Here is a 19,148-nt window from a genome sequence, read left to right on the forward strand (position 1 = left end):
GCGGCCCGACGCGCTATTCCGCGCGGGCCGTTGGATTTGTTTGCGGCGACTAAGCGGCTTTCGCTTGCGAAGCGCTGTTGTCCTGCATTTTGGAAAGCTGCTTCTCGAGCGTCTTGATCTGACGTCGCATCTCAGGCAAACGACGCCACATGGCAAAGATCTGCATCTGTTCCTTCTGCTTCGTCGCTGGGCTGCCTAGGTAGACGTTGCCAGCTTCGCAGTCGGCCATCACGCCACCTTGAGCTCCCACGATCACGCCGTCGCCCAGTTTGATGTGGTCCTTCAGGCCAACCTGTCCGGCCAGCACGACGTAGTCGCCGGTGCTGCTGCTGCCGGCGATTCCGACTTGCGAGCAGATTAGATTGTGGCGACCGACCTGAACGTTGTGAGCGATCTGTACTTGGTTGTCGATCTTGGTGCCGGTTCCGATTCGCGTCGCGCCGTAGGTGCCGCGATCGATCGTCACCGCGGCGCCGATCTCGACATCGCTTTCGACGTGCACGTAACCGAGCTGCCCGGTGCGGATGTGCTTTCCTTCAGACTGGCGGTATCCAAAACCGAAGGCTCCCAAAATCGAACCGCCATGAATCCAGACGCGATCTTCGAGGATCGTGTTTTCATACAGCAGCACGCCCGGCATCAGGTTCACTTCCGAACCCAAGGTGCAGCCGGACATTACGGTCACGCCGGAGACCAGGTTGCAGCGAGGCCCGATCGTGACGTTCGCACCGATCACGCATCCAGGGCCGATCGTCGCATCGTCGGCGATTTCGGCCGAAGGGTCGACGACAGCGTGGGGGCTGATTCCGGCAGGTGCCACGATCTGCGAGGGGCGGAACTTTGCCACGATCTCCATAAACGCGGCGTGAACATCCGGCACGATCAGCTGAACCAGCGAACAGTTTTCGAGTTCTGACGCGACGACGACGGCCGACGCTGCTGTCGATTCCAAATCGGACCGACGTTCAACATTGTCCAACAGCGTGATTTCGCTGGCCGATGCTTCGCCGATCGGGTTGGCACCGGTGATCTGCATCGAATCGTCGCCGATCACGGTGGCGGCAAGTTCGGTTGCAAGCTGGCGGATGGCGATCGGCTTCATGGGTGGCTTCCTTGCTTAGGCGAAAATTGCGGGATGAGACTCGCGATCGTGCGAATCGCCCGCCTGGCTGGGGCGTCCATCGCGTTCGCAGATATCTGCATCGTTAAATAACAACTTCGCGGTCTCGGTCGCAATATGAATGCGTTTCGCGGCGGCGAGCCTCTTGGTAAACCGGGCGATTTGCAGCGAATCCGCGACTGCTCGCTATCCTACTTGCGTTTTTTAAGGGGCGCAGCCAGACTTTGCCTATGAAATATGTCATCATCATTCCCGACGGATGTGCGGACGAAGCGCTCGAAGCTCTGGGGGGCAAAACCCCGCTGCAAGCAGCTCAAATTCCCCACATGGATGCGATCGCGGCTGCAGGTACGGTTGGCTTGAGTAACAACACGCCAGCTCATTTCCCAGCCGGTTCGGAAGTTGCCAACCTCTGCCTGCTGGGCTACGACCCGAATCAGTACTTCACAGGCCGGGCGCCGTTGGAAGCTGCTGCGCAAGGGATCGAGCTGGGCCCCCACGACTGGGCGGTTCGCTGCAATCTGGTCACGATCGAAGACCAGACGATGGTCGATTTTACGGCGGATCACATCACGACCGCCGAAGCGACCGAGCTGCTGAAATCGCTGCAGGAGAAACTGGGGAGCGATCAGATCCAGTTTGTCCCCGGCGTCAGCTACCGCAATCTGATGCTGTTTCGCGGTTCAGCCGATTCGCCCGCACCGTTCGGGCAGGAAACACGGACCAGCGCCCCGCACGATCTGACCGATCTGCCGGTCGTCGACGATTTCCCGCGCGGTCCCGGCAGCGACTTGATCAGCGAGCTGATGGCTGCTTCGCACGAGATCTTCGCCGATCATCCCGTCAACGTCGCCCGCCGCGCCGCCGGCAAACGGCCAGCGACCAATGTCTGGTTGTGGGGCCAGGGGCTTGCGCCCAGCTTGCCGCCGTTTCGCGAAGCTTATGGCCCGCAAGGCGTGATGATCACGGCTGTCGATCTGCTGCGTGGAATCGCCGCGATCGTCGGTTGGCCGCGAATCGAAGTCGCCGGAGCGACTGGCTATTTGGACACCGATTACGCAGCCAAGGGGCAAGCGGCGATCGAAGCGCTCAAGGAATACGATCTCGTCTGCGTTCACATCGAAGCTCCCGACGAAGCGAGCCACGAGGGGCGGCACGACGCGAAGATCGAAGCATTGCAACAGATCGATTCGCAGATCGTCGGCCCGCTGCACGCGGCGATTCAGTCGCAGGGTGAGTATCGGATTTTGGTGATGCCCGATCACCCGACCTTCTGTTCCACCAAAAAGCACACGCACGGCATGGTTCCGTTTGCGATCGCCGGTTCCGACACGAAGGCCGATCCGGCGCAAACGTTTGACGAAGTCGCTGCCGCATCGACCGGCAAAAGCTTCGACCAGGGATGGGATTTGATGAAAGAATTTACAGCCAAGTAGCTCTCCCCATCGCTCCACGTCAACCACACGCTCAAACCTCAACTCAGCCATGTCATTGATCGTTCAGAAATTTGGCGGCACCAGCGTTGCCGATGTCGAAAAGATTCGCGCCGCCGCTCGCAAAGCGATCCGCGCCCACACCCAGGGACACCAAGTTGTCACCGTCGTCAGCGCGATGGGCAAGAACACCGACCGCCTGGTCGAACTCGCCTATGAACTGAACGAACGGCCGCCGGCTCGCGAAATGGATGTGTTGCTGTCGACCGGCGAACAGGTGACCGTAGCGTTGATGGCGATGGCGATCGAATCGCTGGGCTACAAGGCCGTCAGTTTGACCGGGGCCCAGATGGGCATCCGCACCGACAACACCTTCACCAAAGCTCGCATCCAATCGATCGACACCCAGCGAATCCAAGGCTATCTCGATGCGGGCAACATCGTGATCGCTGCCGGTTTCCAGGGCATCGACGATGAATTCAACATCACCACGCTCGGCCGTGGCGGCAGCGACACCACGGCGGTTGCACTGGCGGCGGTATTGGGCGCCGACACGTGTGAAATCTACACCGACGTCGACGGCGTCTACACCACCGATCCGCGGCTGTTGCCCGAAGCTCGCCGCGTCGAAGTGGTCAGCTACGACGAGATGTTAGAGCTGGCTAGCCTAGGGGCTGGCGTGATGCACAACCGCTCGATCGAATTCGCCAAGAAATTTGGCGTTCCGATCCATGTTCGCAGCAGCTTCTCCGACACTACTGGTTCGATGATCGTCGCCGAATGCGAATCGGAATCGTCACCGGTCTGCGGTGCGGCGATGACTAAGAACGAAGCTCGCGTGACGATCCTGGGCGTTCCCGACGTTCCCGGCACCAGCCTTGACATCTTTTCGCGGATCGCCGACCGCAAGATCGCTGTCGACATGATCGTGCAAAACATGGGAACCGAAGGCCGGGCGGATCTCTCCTTCACCGTTCCGAACAGCGAACTGGCGGTCACGCTGGAAGCCGCCCGCGACGCGATCGAAAAGATCGGAGCCCAGGGCGTCTCGTACGACGAAAACGTCAGCAAGATCTCGGTCGTCGGTTTGGGGATGGCACAGCAAACCGGCGTCGCCCATCGGATGTTCTCCGCATTGGCTGAAGCGGGCATCAACATCTATATGATCACGACCAGCGAGATCAAGATCTCGGCACTTGTACCGCGTGATAAGGCTCAAGACGCGCTGCGCGTTGTCCACAACACGTTTAAGTTGGATAGCGTTGCCGAAGATGCTCGTAATTGGAGCCGAATTCAGCACGACCGCAGCCAGACCGCCGATCTGCAAAGCGTCGTCGCGACGCTGCAGGACGACACCCTGGAAAAGCTGACTCTGACCGATATCGCTCTGGTTCCCGACCAAGCGCGGATCACGCTTTTGGGCGTTCCCGACCGTCCCGGAATCGCCGCCGACATCTTTGCCGACGTCGGCAAGTCGGGGATCTTTGTCGACATGATCGTCCAGGGCTACGACGGCGAAGATGGCACGACAAGCGTCAGCTTCACCGTCCCCAAAGCCGACTATGCCAACAGCCGCGCCGTGGCCGAAGCGTTGTGCAAGAAGTTCAACTTGCGTGGCATCGAAGGGGCGGACGACATCGCCAAGCTTTCGGTCAGCGGTATCGGACTCCGCAGCCACACCAGCGTCGGTACGATCATGTTCCGCACCCTCGCCCAGGCGGGTGTGAATATCCAGATGATCAACACGTCGGAGCTGCAGGTGAACGTCGTGATTCAAAGCGACAAAGCGGCCGAGACCGAACGTCTGCTGCGAGAGACCTTCGCCGAATCGCTGCGATCGTAAGCGTCTCCTCCCGGCCAACTTAACCCGCCCATCGCAGCTGGGAGGGTCGGAAAACGAGCGTTTAGCGAATTTTCCGGGGAGGGCATTCACCAGGATCCAACCACGAAAGTTTACCTCCGACGCCCCTCCCCGAACAACGCTTCGCTCGTTCGACCCTCCCCCGCAAACTGCGTTTTGGGAGGGTGAATTCCTGATCACACCGGATGCATAACTTCACCCGCCCAGCGCAGCTGGGAGGGTCGGAGAAAGAGCGTTTAGCGAGTTTTCCGGGGAGGGCATTCAACGGGATCCAACGACGCAGGTTTACCTCCGACTGCCCCTCCCCGAACATCGCTTCGCTCGTTCGACCCTCCCCCGCAAACTGCGTTTGGGGAGGGTGAATTCTTGATCACATCAGACGCCTAATTTCACCCGCCCGGCGCTACAAAAGCTTCCCCGTTGCTACCGCAACTGCCAGCTTTCGTCGAAGAAGTTGGCGTCGACTACTTTGCCGGGCCAGAGCGAATCGGCTGGAGTTCTCACGTCGATAACCGCCCAGTCGGGCAGCTTGGGAACTTGCCGTGCGTTGTTCAAATAGGCGAACGTGCGGTAGGTGAATCCGCTGTTGAGCACGACGTATCGGTTCGGGTTCTTCGGATTCGGATAGATCATTACCGGAGCGTGATGTTCCGCGTCGAACTGTTGCTTGCCGACGGTGACTGTCTTGTCGTTCCAGCCGATCGGCAATTTGTCGGCGATCAATCCCAGTACTGAATTGCTCGACGGATCACCAAACAGGATCAAGTGGCAATTGGCGATCTCTTCGTCGGTCAGATCGACGTCGCGACGGACGATCGCGTCGCCGCGGAATTGCCGCCGCCACTCGGTGACCAGTCTTTGGAACTCTGCGCGTGTCCAAGCGTCGATCGCCGGATGGGCTGCCGGCGAGGTCGGTTCAACAAGGATGAAGCGGTCCATAAACGCATCGTCGATCGGACCCTGCAACGCGTGGCGTTTCTGCAGTCCCGTCGTGGGGCGACCGCCCAATTTCCAAGTCGATCCGTCGCGGTAGACTTCGCAAACCCAAGATCGATCCGATTCGGGCTGCGGTCCGACGATGGTCTGCGTTTGCGAAAAGCCTTCACCTGCGCCGCCCGCCCCCGTGACGGTCAGTTCCAAGTTCACCGGATGCCGCGGATCGAAGGGGCTCTCGCCCGCCGGCAGTTCGATCCGCAATCCGTTAACTCCGGCAACGCTCAATCGGACCGTGTTGCCCTGCCCTTGCAAGCCGCCACGAACCGTCGATTTTTCCCAATGCGAATCGAGCTCCGTGACGGTCAGCCAGAACGACTTGTTGTAGCGCAGCGTGTAGGTCACAAAATCGATCGTCTCGGGCAATCGATCGCGTCCGACGCGGGCGAGGCTGGCTAGTTTCCGTTCGATCAACTGCAGCGAATCGGGATGGAGCGTGTGCTTGGTCTGCGGGCCGATCAGATGCGTCAAACGCAATCCCTCCTGCTGCATCGCTTGTTCCATGATGTCAGCCGCCTGTTTCTGCTTGTCCAGTTCGCCGCTGTAGGCGACGGTTGGCAGGTTAAACAGGTTGGCGGCGTAGCCGGTGCAGTCGTACATCTGCCACAGTTTTTCCTCGTACCAGGTCGGATCGAGCGTTTCGTTTTGGAAGGTTCGCAGGAACTCAGGCGTCTCGGAGAATCCAGCCCCGGGGTTTGCGGCGAAGAACAGGTCGGGATAGTGAACGGCCAGCTGCCAACAACCGGCTCCTCCCATCGAGAACCCGCGAACGCTGACTCGATCATTGTCGACGCGGTATTGCGTGCGAGCGTGCCGCAAGGCTTCGAGGACGTCGATCTCGCCAGCGAATTTGAAGGCGTTGCAGTAGCGGCCATAGGGATGCAGGACCAGCGTGTCGGATGGCGAAATCCGGCCGACTTGGTTCATGCGTTCATGAATAAAGACAGCTTCGGAACTGCGTTCGCCGCGGCCGTGCATCCATAGATCCAAGCGATGCCGCGTCGCTCCGGAGAACGCATAACTTTCGGGGACGACCATTCCGTAAGGCTGGACCGTGTCGTCGATGCGAGAGCGGAAGCCGCGGACGACCAGTCCCTTCTGCGTCGTCCATGGGGCTTTGCCCGACGCCAACGCATCGGCTCGAGCGAGGCCTTCGGCCAGAACCTGCCGCGCCTTGTTGATGTCGCGTTCGGCGAACAGTTCGCGATGGGCAACGGCATCGCGGATTGCGCGAGAGAAGATCTCCACGTCGGGCAGCAACGCTTGCCCCAGCGGTTGCTTGGCATCGCGAATCTGCTGGATCTTCGCGTTCAGCTTCTCCAATCCCGCGAGCAGTTCGTCGCGATCGGCCGGTTTCAATTCGATCCCCACAGGCGGCACGGGGCGAACGGTGGTGGCAAGGTTATCCGCGGGACCGTCGGCCAGAACCAGATTGGACAATAGGACCAGAGAGAAACTGAAAAACAAGCTTCGCATGGAGAGAGATTCCCGGGTGAGAAATGGGCTATCGTGAGGGTGCCCAATCATGCTCGAAACGTCTCCCGATTGCAAATTAGGACAAACAGACGTCGGTGCGACGGCCGCGAGCTTCGCACTCGACCGACCTCCCCCAACCGTCTGCCCCGCAAAAAACGATTTACCCATTGTTTCCCAAGACTATACCTTGATGAGAGGCCAACCTTGGGCGACTATAGAGAGCTAGCGGACGCAAGCATTCCACGAAGACCACGTCTCAAGCAGCTTTTCACAGAAGCCCCCCCCATGCGTATGGGACTCAGGGTAACCCTTGAAGTGGCCACACGGCCATCTCGGGGAAAGATCCCCACCGCACCTGCTGGGGACATTGCCTTGGGTTTGCGTTCCATTGCCTCCGCTTTGAACCTCATTCCTGATTTAATCGCGAGCTTTCCCCAGTGTCGTTTTTCAAAATCCCTTGCCCCAAATGCAACAAATCGCTGAAGGTTTCTATCGATCTGGCGGGAAAGAGCCGGGCCTGTCCCTACTGCCGTGCGACGGTCCGAATCCCCGACGCAGATCCTTTGGAAGCCACCGACACCGCCGGCGGATTCCCTAATCTGAATCTCGGTGAAAAACCGGCCGCCGCGAAACCTGCGCCTGCCGCCACGCCAGCCCCCGCCGTTCCGAACTTCACGGCCACGCCCGCTGTTGCGCCAGCTGCGCCGGCGGCCAAGAAGCGTCACGTCAAAGCGAAACGTCCTCAGAAAAGCTGGTTCAGCGCGGGCAACGGCGAAGCGGCCAGCAGCGACGTCAGCTTGGTGATCAGCGGATTGATCGGTGCGGTTGCGACGGTCATCTGGCTGGGGCTGATGTATCCGCTGCGGCAGTTCCAATTCGGGCAACTGTTTTGGGATCGCGGCCCGGTCCCCTTCCCGACGACTCTGTTGATGTTTTGGGCATTGGCGATCCTGTTCCTGAAATGGTTGAACCTGAAGAAACAGAAAGACGCGATGCTGTTGGACGTCCTGCCGGTGGAAATCTCCAACGAGATCACCGTCGATTCGTTGGATCGGTTCATCGTGAACATCAACGAATTGCCCGGTGCATCGAGCGACACGTTTTTGGTCAACCGCGTGGTCCGAGGCATCGAGCACTTCCGCGTCCGCAAAAGTGCCGCCGAAACGGTCACGATGATGGAATCGCAATCGGCGATCGATGCGAACAACGTCGCCGGCAGTTACACGATTTTGAAGGTCTTCATTTGGTCGCTGCCGATCTTGGGCTTTATCGGTACGGTCATGGGCGTTAGCGCGGCGGTTGCCAGTTTGGCGACCAGCCTCAGCGGCGGCGGTAACATGGACGCGATGAAGGCTGCGTTGCAGGACGTCTTCGGCGGTCTGGGAACCGCGTTTGATACGACGCTGTTAGCGCTGATCATGAGTATGTTGGTCAAGCTGCCCGCGTCGGCGCTGCAGAAGAGCGAAGAGGATTTGATCTCCAGCGTCGATGAATATTGCAACGAGAACCTGTTGCGACGGTTGAACGACGGTCGCGAAGGGGGTGCCGAACGGGGCGCTGGTGGAGCCAACAGCGGCGGCGACGTGGCGATCTTCCGCGCGGCGGTCGAACAAGCGCTGGGAACCCAGCACGCCGAGATGGAACGCTGGCTGAAGAAGCTCGACGCGATCGGGACCAGCTTGACCTCGCAGGTCTCCAAAGGCTGGGACGAAGTCAACGGTCGGATCGAACAACAGCAACAACAGCACGTTGCGATGCTGCAAAAACAGACGCTCGATCAGCAAGCGGTGCTGCAGGCGCAATTGGACCAAATGGCCAACGCGGCGGAGAAGATTCAAGGCACGCTGGCGAATCTTGCCGATCAAGCGGCCAGCATGAACACCAATGTCAGTGGCACGTTTGCTCAATCGCAAAACACGATGCAGGAACACCTGGCGGGGCTCGATCGCGGGCTCTCCAGCCTCAGCGGAGTGCTGGAGAAACTGGGAGACCAACAGGTCGTGGTGCAACAAGTCGAAACTCGCCGCTCCGGTTGGTTTGGCGGCGGTTCGAAGAAGGCTTCGCGAAACGGAAGGCGATAGGAATCGATCATGGCTAGACGTCCTCGAACCAACGACGACGATATCTCACTGTTTCCATTTTTGAGTATCGTTGCCTGTGTGATCGGCGTGTTGACGATGATGATCGCCACGCTGGCCCTTGCGCAAACCGATTCTCCCGATATCGCGCAGATCGAAGAATACGAATCGGTTCAGAAGAAGCAGAAAGAGGCGGATGAATCGATCCAGCAGTTGCAACAACGGATCTCGGTCTCCAATTCCGCAGCGCTCCACCTGAAAGAAACTCAGCAGGAACGCAAGCTGACGCAGGCGGAGCTGGAAGAACTGCTCAAAGAGACCGAAGAGCTGGAGAAGCAGCTGGAAGAGCAGAAGAAGATGGAAGTCGTGATCCCGCAGGTGAACCCCAAGGATCGCGAAACGATCGGCGACATGCAGACCGAACTTTCGGCGGTCCAGGAAGAACTGGCCCAGCTGGAAGCTCAACTGAAGAAGCGCGAAGACGTTCCGACCGAAGGGAACGTGACCGTTTTGCCACAGGGCAGCGGGCTCTCCTTCACGCCTCACTTCGTCGAATGCGCCGAGGGGGCGTTGGTGATGCACAACCTGTCGCCACCCAAACGAATCCGGACCGCCGAGGCGGCTGGCGACAAAGACTTCAAAGCGTTGATGAACAAGGTCCTCAATGGCAAGGATGACTCGATCGTCTTCCTGGTTCGCAGCGATGGGTTGAGCACGTATCGATCGTTGAAGGGGCTTTGCGATTCAAACGACCTGCGCAACGGCAAGATCCCTGTCGTCGGCAAGGGACGGATCGATCTGAGCGTGTTTACGGAAAAACAATCCAAGGCGAAATAGACACGATGTTTGAATTAGTACTAGGGACGGGGAATCGTAAAAAGGCGATCGAGATCCAAGCCGTGATGCCAGCCGATCGAGTCCGCTTGACCACGTTGGCCGATTGGTCCACGGCGATCGAAGTCGTCGAGGATGGAGACTCGTTCGCCGAGAACGCCCGGCTGAAGTCGACTCAGCAAGCCAAGCATCTGGGGCAGTGGGTGCTCGGCGAAGACAGCGGTCTGTCGGTCGACGCACTGGACGGGGCGCCGGGGATCTACAGCGCTCGCTTCTCGGGTGCCGATGCAACCGACGAAAAGAACAACGACCTGTTGTTGGAGCGTTTGGAGGGGGTGCCGCTGGAGCGCCGCACCGCCTATTACAACTGCTACCTCAGTCTTTCGGATCCCGACGGGAACGAACGACTGACCGCCAACGGGAAGTGTTGCGGCCGGATCATCCAACAGCGTCACGGGACGCACGGATTCGGATACGACCCGATGTTCGAGATCCCCGAGTATCACTTGACGTTCGGGCAACTTGGCCCCAGCGTAAAGAAGGCGCTCAGCCACCGAGCGCGGGCGCTGCGGGAATTCATTCCGCAACTTCGCCGGCTGTTAGATCAACTGGCCGGTCAGTAAACCGCGCCCACGTGGATCAATGATGCAGCAGTTTCTTGCGATCGGGTTCGAGGACGCGATCGAGGATCTCGTTTAGGATCACTTGTTCCAGGCTGGTGTCGCGTCCAAGCGGAATCCAGCCGAGCGTGATCGGTTCGCCGGTGAAGATCTCATCGCTGCGGGTCACTGTGCCATCGTGTCGAAGCGACAGCGAGCCCTCGCTTCCCCCTTGGCTGTGATCGACGTCTTCGATCTCCTTGAGCACCACGACTTCGATCGAATATCCCGATTGCTGAGCGTGGACGTTGACGATCGCTTTGCGGCGGATCGATTGCAGCGTACTTTGCAAGCGCTCGAATCCACGCGTACTATCGCGGTTCCACGGCTCCAAAATCGAAGCTCCCACACGGTAGGTCGTCTCCAGCGATCCGTCGATTCCGTTCAGCGGCTGCTCGGTTTTGATTCGGAAATAATCGTCCACGGTGTCGACGACTTGCAGCCACAAAAAGTCGGGCTTCACGGCCGGCAGCATCGCTGGATTGACAGTCAACGACGTCGGTGGGGATGGCGGGATCAGTTGATGCATCAGCCGGCCGCAACCTGGCACTGCGAGCAGAATCGCGGCGCACAGGGCCAGCGGTACAAAGACCGTTCGGTGCAGATGATATAAGGTATTCAATGGTTCGCGCATTCCCTTCCACATGGTTGCCGGTACTGTCGCGATTATCGGCGGCCGACGGCAATAGCAATCCCGCCTTAAAAGAGACGCCGCCGGACGACATCGCGGCCGACGGCAAGAGGGCTCGACGCAGGGTTTGCTATCGAGCTCGCGGATGAGCTTTTTCGTAGATCGCCAACAGGTTGGCGGCGCTGACGTGCGTGTAGATCTGCGTGGTCGCCAGGCTCTTGTGCCCGAGCAATTCCTGAACGCTACGGATGTCGGCTCCCGCGTCCAAGAGATGCGTGGCAAAACTGTGCCGCAGCGTGTGCGGGCTGGTCCGCGTGTCGAGCCCCGCGACCTGGATGTGTTTTTCCAGCATCCGGCCGACGCTGCGCGTGGTCAATCGGCGACCGAAGCGGTTCAAAAACGTAGCCGCCGAAGGGGACTGAGGCTCTTTCGGATCGCGATTGCGAGTCGGCATGTAACGTCGCAGGGCGCGGATGGCAAACGAACCCAACGGGCTCATCCGTTCCTTGCGTCCCTTACCGCGAACGCGAATGATCTGTTGGTCGAAGTCGAGATCGCCGTCGTTCAGTCCGACCAATTCGCTAACACGCAGCCCGGCGCTGTACAGCGTTTCCAGGATCGCGCGGTCGCGGAGGCCGTTGGGGTCGTTCGTCGGCGGCGTCTTGAGGATCCGATTGACTTCGCCCCCCGAGAGGACGTGCGGCAGTTTCCGCTGTCGCCGCGGATTCCGTAGCGGGCTGGCAGGGTTGGTCGTCGCCAGTTCCTGCCGCTGGGCAAAGCGATAAAAGCTTCGCAGCGAAGCCAGTTTCCGCGAGATCGTGTTGCGGGCGTAATCGGCCTCTTGCAACGCCGCCTGGTAGCCACGGAGATCTTGCGGCGACAAGTCCTGCGGCTTCGGCGTGCTGCCCCGCTGATCCTCGAGAAACTCGACCAACCCAAACAGATCTTCGCGGTAGGCCTTGATCGTCAGATCCGAAGCGTTGCGTTCATGTGCAAGGTATTGCAAGAACTGGGGGATAGCGCTACGCATCGCGATCAAATTCCTTAGGCTGCAAATCGTCGGTGGATCGGTTCCTCTTCAACCACGGCTGGGATCGAGTCGCGAATCCGCTTGCTCAATACCGCCGCGTCGTACCACGAAAAGTCGATCTCGGGATCGGCTGCAAAACGTCCCAACAACCGTAAGGTCTCGGTCCGATTTGCGTCGTCGTACAAAAAGATAAACTTCTCCTCTCCTTTGACGAGAGCCAGAACATTGATTTCCTTGTCCATCCAGTGACGCCCTAAAAGTGCTCGTGTTCGCCAGTTTCGCACCTCAGGTCCATCTTGCCTGAACTGCCTAGCGTTCGTATCGGCTGATAGGCCACCTAAGGATGAGGTCGCTTTTATGCTTGCCCCCCCTAGAACCGAGCATTTCGGTTATATGCAACTTGCAGCAAAAACGGATGAAATCGTCACTGCGGGATAGGTAAGATTGCCACCCTCCAAAACGGGCGTCATCATCGGAATAGAAGGTATCGGCCAACTTTTGCGTAAATTCGGAATCGTCTCCGCGGTAGATTCGCGTGTGTGATAGCACCGGCTCTGCTTGCGCTAGCATTGGCGGGGGAACGACGCTTGGTGGATCGGGGATCAGACCAGTAGGGTCGGGCCATCCACCCGGCAGGCTGCCAGCAATCATGGGGTCGCCAGCGGTAGGGTCGAAGATCGTCATGTCGGCAGGAGCTGGCGGGGTGTCGCTGCTTGGATAGGGAGCCTGAGGTGCCGGGGCGGCGGGACTCTGCGGCGACTGAGTCTTCAACTGAGCGCGAGCCAATTCGAATTCGGTTTCCAGGACGACATCGCGGGGGATGTCTTTTTCCTCTGGCGTTCCCCACGGCAGACCGTAGCCCGGCGGGATCGGATGGAAGCCGGGATTGGCGGCGTACCAATGCGTCGTCATCGCCATCCGAGGCGGATAATACGGAGTGAAATCGGTGACCGCACCGACGACGACCGCGTCGACATCCAGATATTGGGCGAAGCGTTGGAAATAGTCGGGGCCAGCCGAATCGCCGTACTGGCGATTGAATTCGTGCCATTTCAGCTTGGTCACGCCAACGGGGAGGACTTCGAAGCCGAGGATCTCTTGCAATTCCCCGTAATAGGCTTCGGCAACCGCGTCTTGATTCAGTGTCGGTTCGTTGGACTGATTGAAGAATGGCAGGACAGCGATCCGTTTCAATTGGGGAAACGGATTGTGGACCTGCGGATCGTGGATCGCGTCGGGGACCAAGCTGCAGCCCGACGCCGAAATCAGCAGGAGCAACAACAGGCAGCAGGTGGTTATCGATGAGCGCAACATCACACACTTCAATGCAAGTTATGCGCAGCTCCACCCTCCCCATCGATAGATTCGACCGCGCCGTGCGATCGACTTTAACGATTATTCCGATTTGAAGGAAAGTGCGGCCTAGCCGCAATCTCCACCCATCGAACAAGTGGGAACATCAGTCTTCGATAGCACAGATGTCTGGTTGACCATCCCCCGCGGGGATCGTCGTCATCTCATCGCAACCGGCAGTAACCACTTTGGCAAGTTTCGCGTCGAGTGCCGGTGCGACCCAACGCAGGTTGATCACCACCCCATCACCAGTTGTTTTACACAGCAACATCGGATTCGACTGGTTCAACCGCTTCGCCAGCGCCTCGACCGATTCGTTTGAATCGGCTGCCGGGCGAATCTCGATCTCGACCGACGGCAGGCTCCAACTGGCACCCGGCCACAGTCGGGCCACGACTTGTTCGCTGCAAACGGTCGCTTGATAGCCCGCTTGTTCCAGGCGATTTTTGATACGCATCGCTCGATCGACCAGATTCGCATGCTTCGTTTCCAGCATTGCCAGGATTGAACCTTCAGGGGCGGCCCCATCGATCCAGATTTGCAGCGCCAGGATCATCGTCGCCTGGGCCGTCAGATCGGCTTGCAACCAGCACCAATCGCGCGATTGAGAGATCGGTTGCAAGCATGTGCTTTCGCCAAATATCAAACCGAGCGCCGGTCCCCCCAACAAACCGTCACCCGATGTGATCAGCAACACGTCGCGACTGCGTTGCTGCAGCGTCGGGATCGCCGGATTGACCAGATCGTCCAACGCGCGCGGTGCGACATAAGGTGCGACATAAGGTGCGACATGCATCAACCGACGCAAACCGGCTACCGTGTCGTTCGGTGGTTCGCTGACAACTGGTTCGCCTACGGTGCCGTCGACGATCCGGTCGGCTGTCACCAGCCCGCACTTCTCCAGATCGTCCTTCAATTCGCTGCGGACGCTTTCGGGGGACCAACCGTCGACCGATCCGACTTCGACAACTTTGCAGTTCGCCGATCGCAACAGATCGGGCAGACTGATCCCCGAAGGCAATTGAATGGCTTGCGATCGGGGGACCACGAAGATCTCGGTCCCCCTTTCCGATTTGGCAACCGCGACGATCGCCGCTTCGATGCTATCAGCCGCCAAGACATGGTGTCCGGTCAGCTTAATCGATGCGGTTTGCAGCGCGCGTTGCACCGAATTCCGCGCCGTTGCGTTTTGGTGCGTCGCGTGGAACAACAATGGATGTTGCATCGCCAACGCCACCGGGATGCCGCAGCCCCCCAGCATCAGCGTACCGCTGGCATTAATCGAAGCGGTATTGATTGAATTTTCGGGGTGGATGTAATCGGCCAACGTCGCAGCGTGCTGGCGGGCGGCATCAAAAAACCGCTCCACCTCGCGAGCGGCTGAACCGGGTAAACTGTTCACCACGTCGCTGATCTTCGACCGCAATTCGCTTGCCAATTCGGGTTTGCGAATCGTTGCCGCAGCTTGGGAAAGCCGCTCTTCGAGGAACTCGCTAGCCCACTCGGAGAGGTTTTGCTTCGTTTGGTTCATGTTCATTCCGGATTGTCCCTGGTTGGAGAAACCACGCTTCCACTCTAATTATCGTCGGCGCCCCTTCAAATGAAAGCCCGCCGTGCTTGTTGTCTTGTCTCGCTGATTTAGAATGCAGCCTTTGCCGCTGACATTTTCACATTGGCCATTGGACATTTGCCCGCATGAGCACGATTCTCGACACGATCATCGCCAAGAAACACGAAGAACTGGCGGCGGCAAAGCGGGTGCGACCGATCGAGCAATTGGAAGCTTTGGCTGCCGCAGCGGCGGCCCCGTTGGACTTCCACGCCGCATTGGCCGCGACCGACGAAGTCCGATTGATCGCCGAGGTGAAGAAGGCGAGCCCATCGGCGGGAATCATCCGCGAGGATTTTGATCCGGTCGCGATCGCCACGACGTACGCCAATTCGGGTGCCGCCTGCATCAGCGTCCTGACCGACGAGAGTTTCTTTCAAGGCAATTTGGAATTCCTGCGGCAGATCCGCGCCGCCGTCCAGATCCCGCTGCTGCGCAAAGACTTTATCATCGATCGATATCAATTGTTGGAAGCCCGCGCGGCTGGAGCCGATTGCGTGCTGTTGATCGCGGAGTGCTTGAGTGCCGAACAATTGATCACCCTGCACCGACAAGCTGGCGAATTGGGGCTGCAAACGTTGATCGAATTCTACGACGACGAAAACTTGCCAGCGGTTTTGGCAACCGAAGGCCGCTTGATCGGCGTCAACAATCGCGACCTGCGAACGTTCCATACCGATCTTGGTCATACGATTCGGATGCGTTCGCAAATCCCGGCCGACCGGCTGTTGGTCGGCGAGAGCGGGATCCGGACAAATGAAGACGTCAAGTCGCTGGGCGCTGCTGGGGTCAAAGCGATCCTGGTCGGTGAATCGCTGATGCGGCAGTCCGATATCGGCCAAGCGGTTCGCACCCTGTTAGGCAAATCCTAGACCGCGGCCAGGCAACACGGTATCGCAAATAACGCGTCGCGCCGACGATCGCTCTCCTGCCAAACTGCGATTCCGGCTCCCTCCATTCCCTCAGGAAAGATCACGATGCCGAAACTAGCTGCATTTCCCAAAGCCTTCATGCACGCGCTGTGCAAAGAGGGAACGATGACCGTCTCGCAATGGATCGCGTTGGCGGCCGAACTGGATGTGCAGGGATTGGAATGGTACGCGGGCTTTCTGGAAATGGCCGACGAACCCAATTGGCCGCGGTTTCGCAGCGAGGTCGAATCGCGGGGGATGGTGATCCCGATGATGTGCTGCTCACCCGACTTCACCCATCCGGACGCTTCGTTCCGCGCCGCCGAGATCGTTAAGCAGAAGCGATGGATCGATATGACCGAGGCCTTGGGAGGTGAGTACTGTCGCGTCCTCAGCGGCCAGCGTCGCCCGGAGCTATCGATCGAGCAAGGGGTCCAATTGGCGGCCGATTCGATTCGTGAATGCCTCCCCTATGCCCAGGATCGCGGGATCACGCTGATCATCGAAAATCATTACAAAGACGACTTTTGGGAGTTCCCTGAATTCGCCCAACAGATGGATGTCTTCTGCATGCTGGTCGACCGCGTCGATCATCCGAACTTCGGCGTCAATTACGATCCCAGCAATACCTATCTCGCTGGCGAAGATCCGCTGGAACTGCTGCGTCGCGTCTCCCATCGCGTCGTCACGATGCATGCCAGCGATCGCTATTTAAAGGAAGGGACGTTGGAAGATCTCCGCCGCGAGGAGACCGGAGCGACCGGATACGCCAAGCGACTCAGCCACGGCGAAATCGGCAAGGGACTGAACGACTACGACGCGATCTTTACCGAACTCCGCCGCGTCGGCTTCGATGGCTGGATCAGTATCGAAGATGGCGTCGACGGGATGGATCAACTGGCCCGCAGCGTCGACTTTTTGAAACGCAAGATCGCGGAATACTGGCCTGCGTAACAAACGCGTGGGTCATCACACGAACAGGAATCCTCGGGAATGATCAGGTACGTGCTTCCACGCATCGTGTTGCTGTTGGTACTTGCGCTGCGGTGCGTCGGTGCGATAGCAACCGAAACCGCAATCGAAACGGATGTCTGTGTTTTTGGTTCGACTCCCGCCGGCATCGCCGCTGCGGTCGCCGCTGCCAAAGCGGGACACGGGGTTGCGTTGATCGAACCGACCGACCGGATCGGCGGGATGTTGACCAGCGGCCTCTCGCATACCGATTTTCGTTCGTTCGAAGCACTGACCGGTTTCTTCCTCGATTTCTCCCAACGGGTCGAAGCCGATTATGTGAAACGCTACGGTGCCGATTCGGAACAGGTGCAAGCGGCATTCCGTGGCACGCACGGCGAACCTTCGGTCAACTTGCGAATTTTGCAAGCGATGATCGCCGAACAGCCGTCGATCCAATTGATTCCACGGCAATCGTTGCACAGGGTTGCGACGACACCCTTTGTTGGCGGTCGTCGGCGAATCGCTTCGGCAACCTTTGTCGATCCCAGCGGACAACCGCTTCGAGTCGACGCCCTGACGTATATCGACGCAACCTATGAAGGCGATCTGATGGCCGCCGCCGGGGAACGCTACCACGTCGGACGCGAGTCTCGACAGCAATACGGCGAATCGCAAGCGGGCGATTCGGAAGGTCGGGCCGACGGCCAGGTCCAAGGCTACAACCTGCGTCTGATCATGACGACCGATCCAGCGAACATGCGCGAACCGGTTCAGCCGGCAGGCTACGATCGGGCTGATTTCCTGGCGGTGCTTCCCGTCTTGGCCATTGGAAAACAGCAGCGAGTTTTTGCCTCGGACCACAGCGGGATCTTCCGCGCCCATTTCCCCGGCATGCCCAACAGCAAGGCCGACATCAACGACACGCCGCACGCATTGGTGCGATTGTCCATGCCCGATATCAACGACGCCTATCCCGATGGCGACCCGGCGACGCGAGCGGAGATCGTCGCGGCGCACTACGCCTACAACCTTGGACTGCTCTATTTTCTGCAGCACGACACCGCGGTGCCCGAAGCGATTCGCGACGACGCCCGACGTTGGGGCTTTTGCCGCGATGAATTCCCCGATACCGATGGCATCCCGCCTCAGTTGTACATTCGCGAGGCGCGACGGATGATCGGACAACACGTCTTCACCGGTCGAGATACGCGGCAAGTCGAAGGGGACGCCCGAGCGGTATGGCACCGCGACAGCATCGCGATCGGCGATTACGTGCATAACTGCCACGGGACCGGACGAACCGGCTCGCGATTCGACGGCCAGCACGAGGGGGAATTCTACAAAAAGGTTCCTCCCTACCAAATTCCGTACGGAGTGATCGTGCCAGCGATCACGGAAAATCTGCTGGTTCCGGTCGCCTGTTCGGCCAGCCACTTCGGCTTCGGCGCCCTGCGGCTCGAACCGATCTGGTCGTCGCTGGGGCAAGCAGCCGGCTGGGCCGCGGCGATCCAGATCGAACAAGACCTTCCGCTGCAAGCGATCGATGTTCAACGCTTGCAGCAGCGATTGCATGCCGATGGCAGCGCAACGATCTACGTCGCCGATGTGCCTCCCGAATCCGCCGACTTCGCCGCCGTGCAGTGGTGGGGAACACGCGGCGGCCTGCACGGGCTGGCTCCCGCCGAACAGCCCCGTCCCAAATCGTTGGGCAGTCAATACAACGCATCCTTTCCAGGACACTTCGCCGAACTCGATCGGCCCGTCACTGAAGAAGTCCTTGCGCACTGGAACCAATTGCTTCCCGAGGAACCTTCTCCAACACCAGCCTCCGCATCAGCGTCGGAAACTTCATCGCGTCGCGATTGGATCCGCGACGCCTGGCTCCGCCACGCTCGGTAGTCCCCGGTCGTTTCTTTGTCTTCCTCCGGTCTCCAAATGCAAGGCCGCGCTCGGCGGCTAGGCTCCGCTCCGACCTTCAGGCCACAGGCCGACACACCTAATGCCGGCGGCGTAAGTCGCTGGTTCCCACACTAGGCAAATGCAACACAGAGGCCGGAGGCCGGCACAAGGTTGCGGCTCCTTCGCTGATCCTCTCATTTCCATCCTGCCCGCGGTCCCATCATCCGGTATTTGCCCAGGCGATCGGATAACGCGTTCAAACAACTTTTCTAAATTCCAACTAAAATCGTGTCACGATTTACTGGCG

General features: G+C 59.1%; 15 protein-coding genes. 8 read left to right on the forward strand and 7 right to left on the reverse strand.

Annotation, left to right across the window (positions count from 1 at the left end; translation table 11 throughout):
* Nucleotides 1-49: 49 nt before the first annotated feature.
* The gene (lpxD, locus tag EC9_RS16560) at nucleotides 50-1,102 is read right to left on the reverse strand and encodes a UDP-3-O-(3-hydroxymyristoyl)glucosamine N-acyltransferase (RefSeq protein ID WP_145346898.1); all 1,053 of its coding nucleotides are present in this window, start codon (nucleotides 1,100-1,102) and stop codon (nucleotides 50-52) included.
* 248 nt (nucleotides 1,103-1,350) lie between these two features.
* On the opposite strand from lpxD, the gene EC9_RS16565 reads away from it, so the two are divergent.
* Nucleotides 1,351-2,556: a cofactor-independent phosphoglycerate mutase gene (locus EC9_RS16565; RefSeq protein ID WP_145346900.1), complete on the forward strand. Its 1,206-nt coding sequence runs from the start codon at nucleotides 1,351-1,353 to the stop codon at nucleotides 2,554-2,556.
* Between the two features lie 49 nt (nucleotides 2,557-2,605).
* Nucleotides 2,606-4,396, forward strand: coding sequence for an aspartate kinase (locus EC9_RS16570; RefSeq protein ID WP_145346902.1), 1,791 nt, complete (start codon nucleotides 2,606-2,608; stop codon nucleotides 4,394-4,396).
* Between the two features lie 441 nt (nucleotides 4,397-4,837).
* Here the strand turns inward: EC9_RS16570 and EC9_RS16580 are convergent, their stop codons facing one another.
* Nucleotides 4,838-6,883 carry a prolyl oligopeptidase family serine peptidase gene (locus EC9_RS16580; protein ID WP_145346906.1) on the reverse strand — a complete coding sequence of 682 codons (2,046 nt, stop codon included), beginning with the start codon at nucleotides 6,881-6,883 and terminating at the stop codon, nucleotides 4,838-4,840.
* 437 nt (nucleotides 6,884-7,320) lie between these two features.
* Here EC9_RS16580 and EC9_RS16585 point away from each other — a divergent pair, with 437 nt between their 5' ends.
* From EC9_RS16585 to rdgB, 3 genes are read left to right on the forward strand one after another with little or no spacing between them, the layout of a single operon-like run.
* Entirely contained in the window at nucleotides 7,321-8,964 is a 1,644-nt protein-coding gene (locus EC9_RS16585; protein ID WP_145346908.1) for a MotA/TolQ/ExbB proton channel family protein, read from the forward strand.
* 9 nt (nucleotides 8,965-8,973) lie between these two features.
* The gene (locus EC9_RS16590; protein ID WP_145346910.1) at nucleotides 8,974-9,798 is read left to right on the forward strand and encodes a hypothetical protein; all 825 of its coding nucleotides are present in this window, start codon (nucleotides 8,974-8,976) and stop codon (nucleotides 9,796-9,798) included.
* A gap of 5 nt (nucleotides 9,799-9,803) precedes the next feature.
* Nucleotides 9,804-10,418 (forward strand): RdgB/HAM1 family non-canonical purine NTP pyrophosphatase, encoded by a 615-nt coding sequence (rdgB, locus tag EC9_RS16595; RefSeq protein ID WP_145346912.1) that lies wholly within the window; start codon nucleotides 9,804-9,806, stop codon nucleotides 10,416-10,418.
* Nucleotides 10,419-10,434: 16 nt separating this feature from the next.
* On the opposite strand, the gene EC9_RS16600 is transcribed toward rdgB, so the two are convergent.
* From EC9_RS16600 to EC9_RS16620, 5 genes are all read right to left on the reverse strand, one after another.
* Nucleotides 10,435-11,076 carry a hypothetical protein gene (locus EC9_RS16600; RefSeq protein WP_246105729.1) on the reverse strand — a complete coding sequence of 214 codons (642 nt, stop codon included), beginning with the start codon at nucleotides 11,074-11,076 and terminating at the stop codon, nucleotides 10,435-10,437.
* Nucleotides 11,077-11,215: 139 nt separating this feature from the next.
* Nucleotides 11,216-12,115, reverse strand: coding sequence for a tyrosine recombinase XerC (xerC, locus tag EC9_RS16605; protein WP_145122196.1), 900 nt, complete (start codon nucleotides 12,113-12,115; stop codon nucleotides 11,216-11,218).
* Between the two features lie 14 nt (nucleotides 12,116-12,129).
* On the reverse strand, nucleotides 12,130-12,357 hold the full coding sequence (locus tag EC9_RS16610; RefSeq protein ID WP_145122194.1) for a hypothetical protein: 228 nt from the start codon (nucleotides 12,355-12,357) through the stop codon (nucleotides 12,130-12,132).
* Between the two features lie 67 nt (nucleotides 12,358-12,424).
* Nucleotides 12,425-13,429, reverse strand: coding sequence for a hypothetical protein (locus EC9_RS16615; RefSeq protein ID WP_145346914.1), 1,005 nt, complete (start codon nucleotides 13,427-13,429; stop codon nucleotides 12,425-12,427).
* Nucleotides 13,430-13,574: 145 nt separating this feature from the next.
* A complete protein-coding gene (locus EC9_RS16620) occupies nucleotides 13,575-15,005 on the reverse strand; it encodes a hypothetical protein (RefSeq protein ID WP_145346916.1) in 1,431 nt (476 codons plus the stop codon).
* Nucleotides 15,006-15,163: 158 nt separating this feature from the next.
* Here EC9_RS16620 and trpC point away from each other — a divergent pair, with 158 nt between their 5' ends.
* From trpC to EC9_RS16635, 3 genes are all read left to right on the forward strand, one after another.
* On the forward strand, nucleotides 15,164-15,949 hold the full coding sequence (gene trpC, locus EC9_RS16625; RefSeq protein ID WP_145346918.1) for an indole-3-glycerol phosphate synthase TrpC: 786 nt from the start codon (nucleotides 15,164-15,166) through the stop codon (nucleotides 15,947-15,949).
* A gap of 105 nt (nucleotides 15,950-16,054) precedes the next feature.
* The gene (locus tag EC9_RS16630; protein WP_145346920.1) at nucleotides 16,055-16,942 is read left to right on the forward strand and encodes a sugar phosphate isomerase/epimerase family protein; all 888 of its coding nucleotides are present in this window, start codon (nucleotides 16,055-16,057) and stop codon (nucleotides 16,940-16,942) included.
* A gap of 39 nt (nucleotides 16,943-16,981) precedes the next feature.
* Nucleotides 16,982-18,841, forward strand: a complete 1,860-nt coding sequence (locus tag EC9_RS16635; RefSeq protein ID WP_145346922.1) for an FAD-dependent oxidoreductase — start codon at nucleotides 16,982-16,984, stop codon at nucleotides 18,839-18,841.
* Nucleotides 18,842-19,148: the final 307 nt, after the last annotated feature.

The organism is Rosistilla ulvae, assembly GCF_007741475.1.
Classification (GTDB): Bacteria; Planctomycetota; Planctomycetia; order Pirellulales; family Pirellulaceae; genus Rosistilla; species Rosistilla ulvae.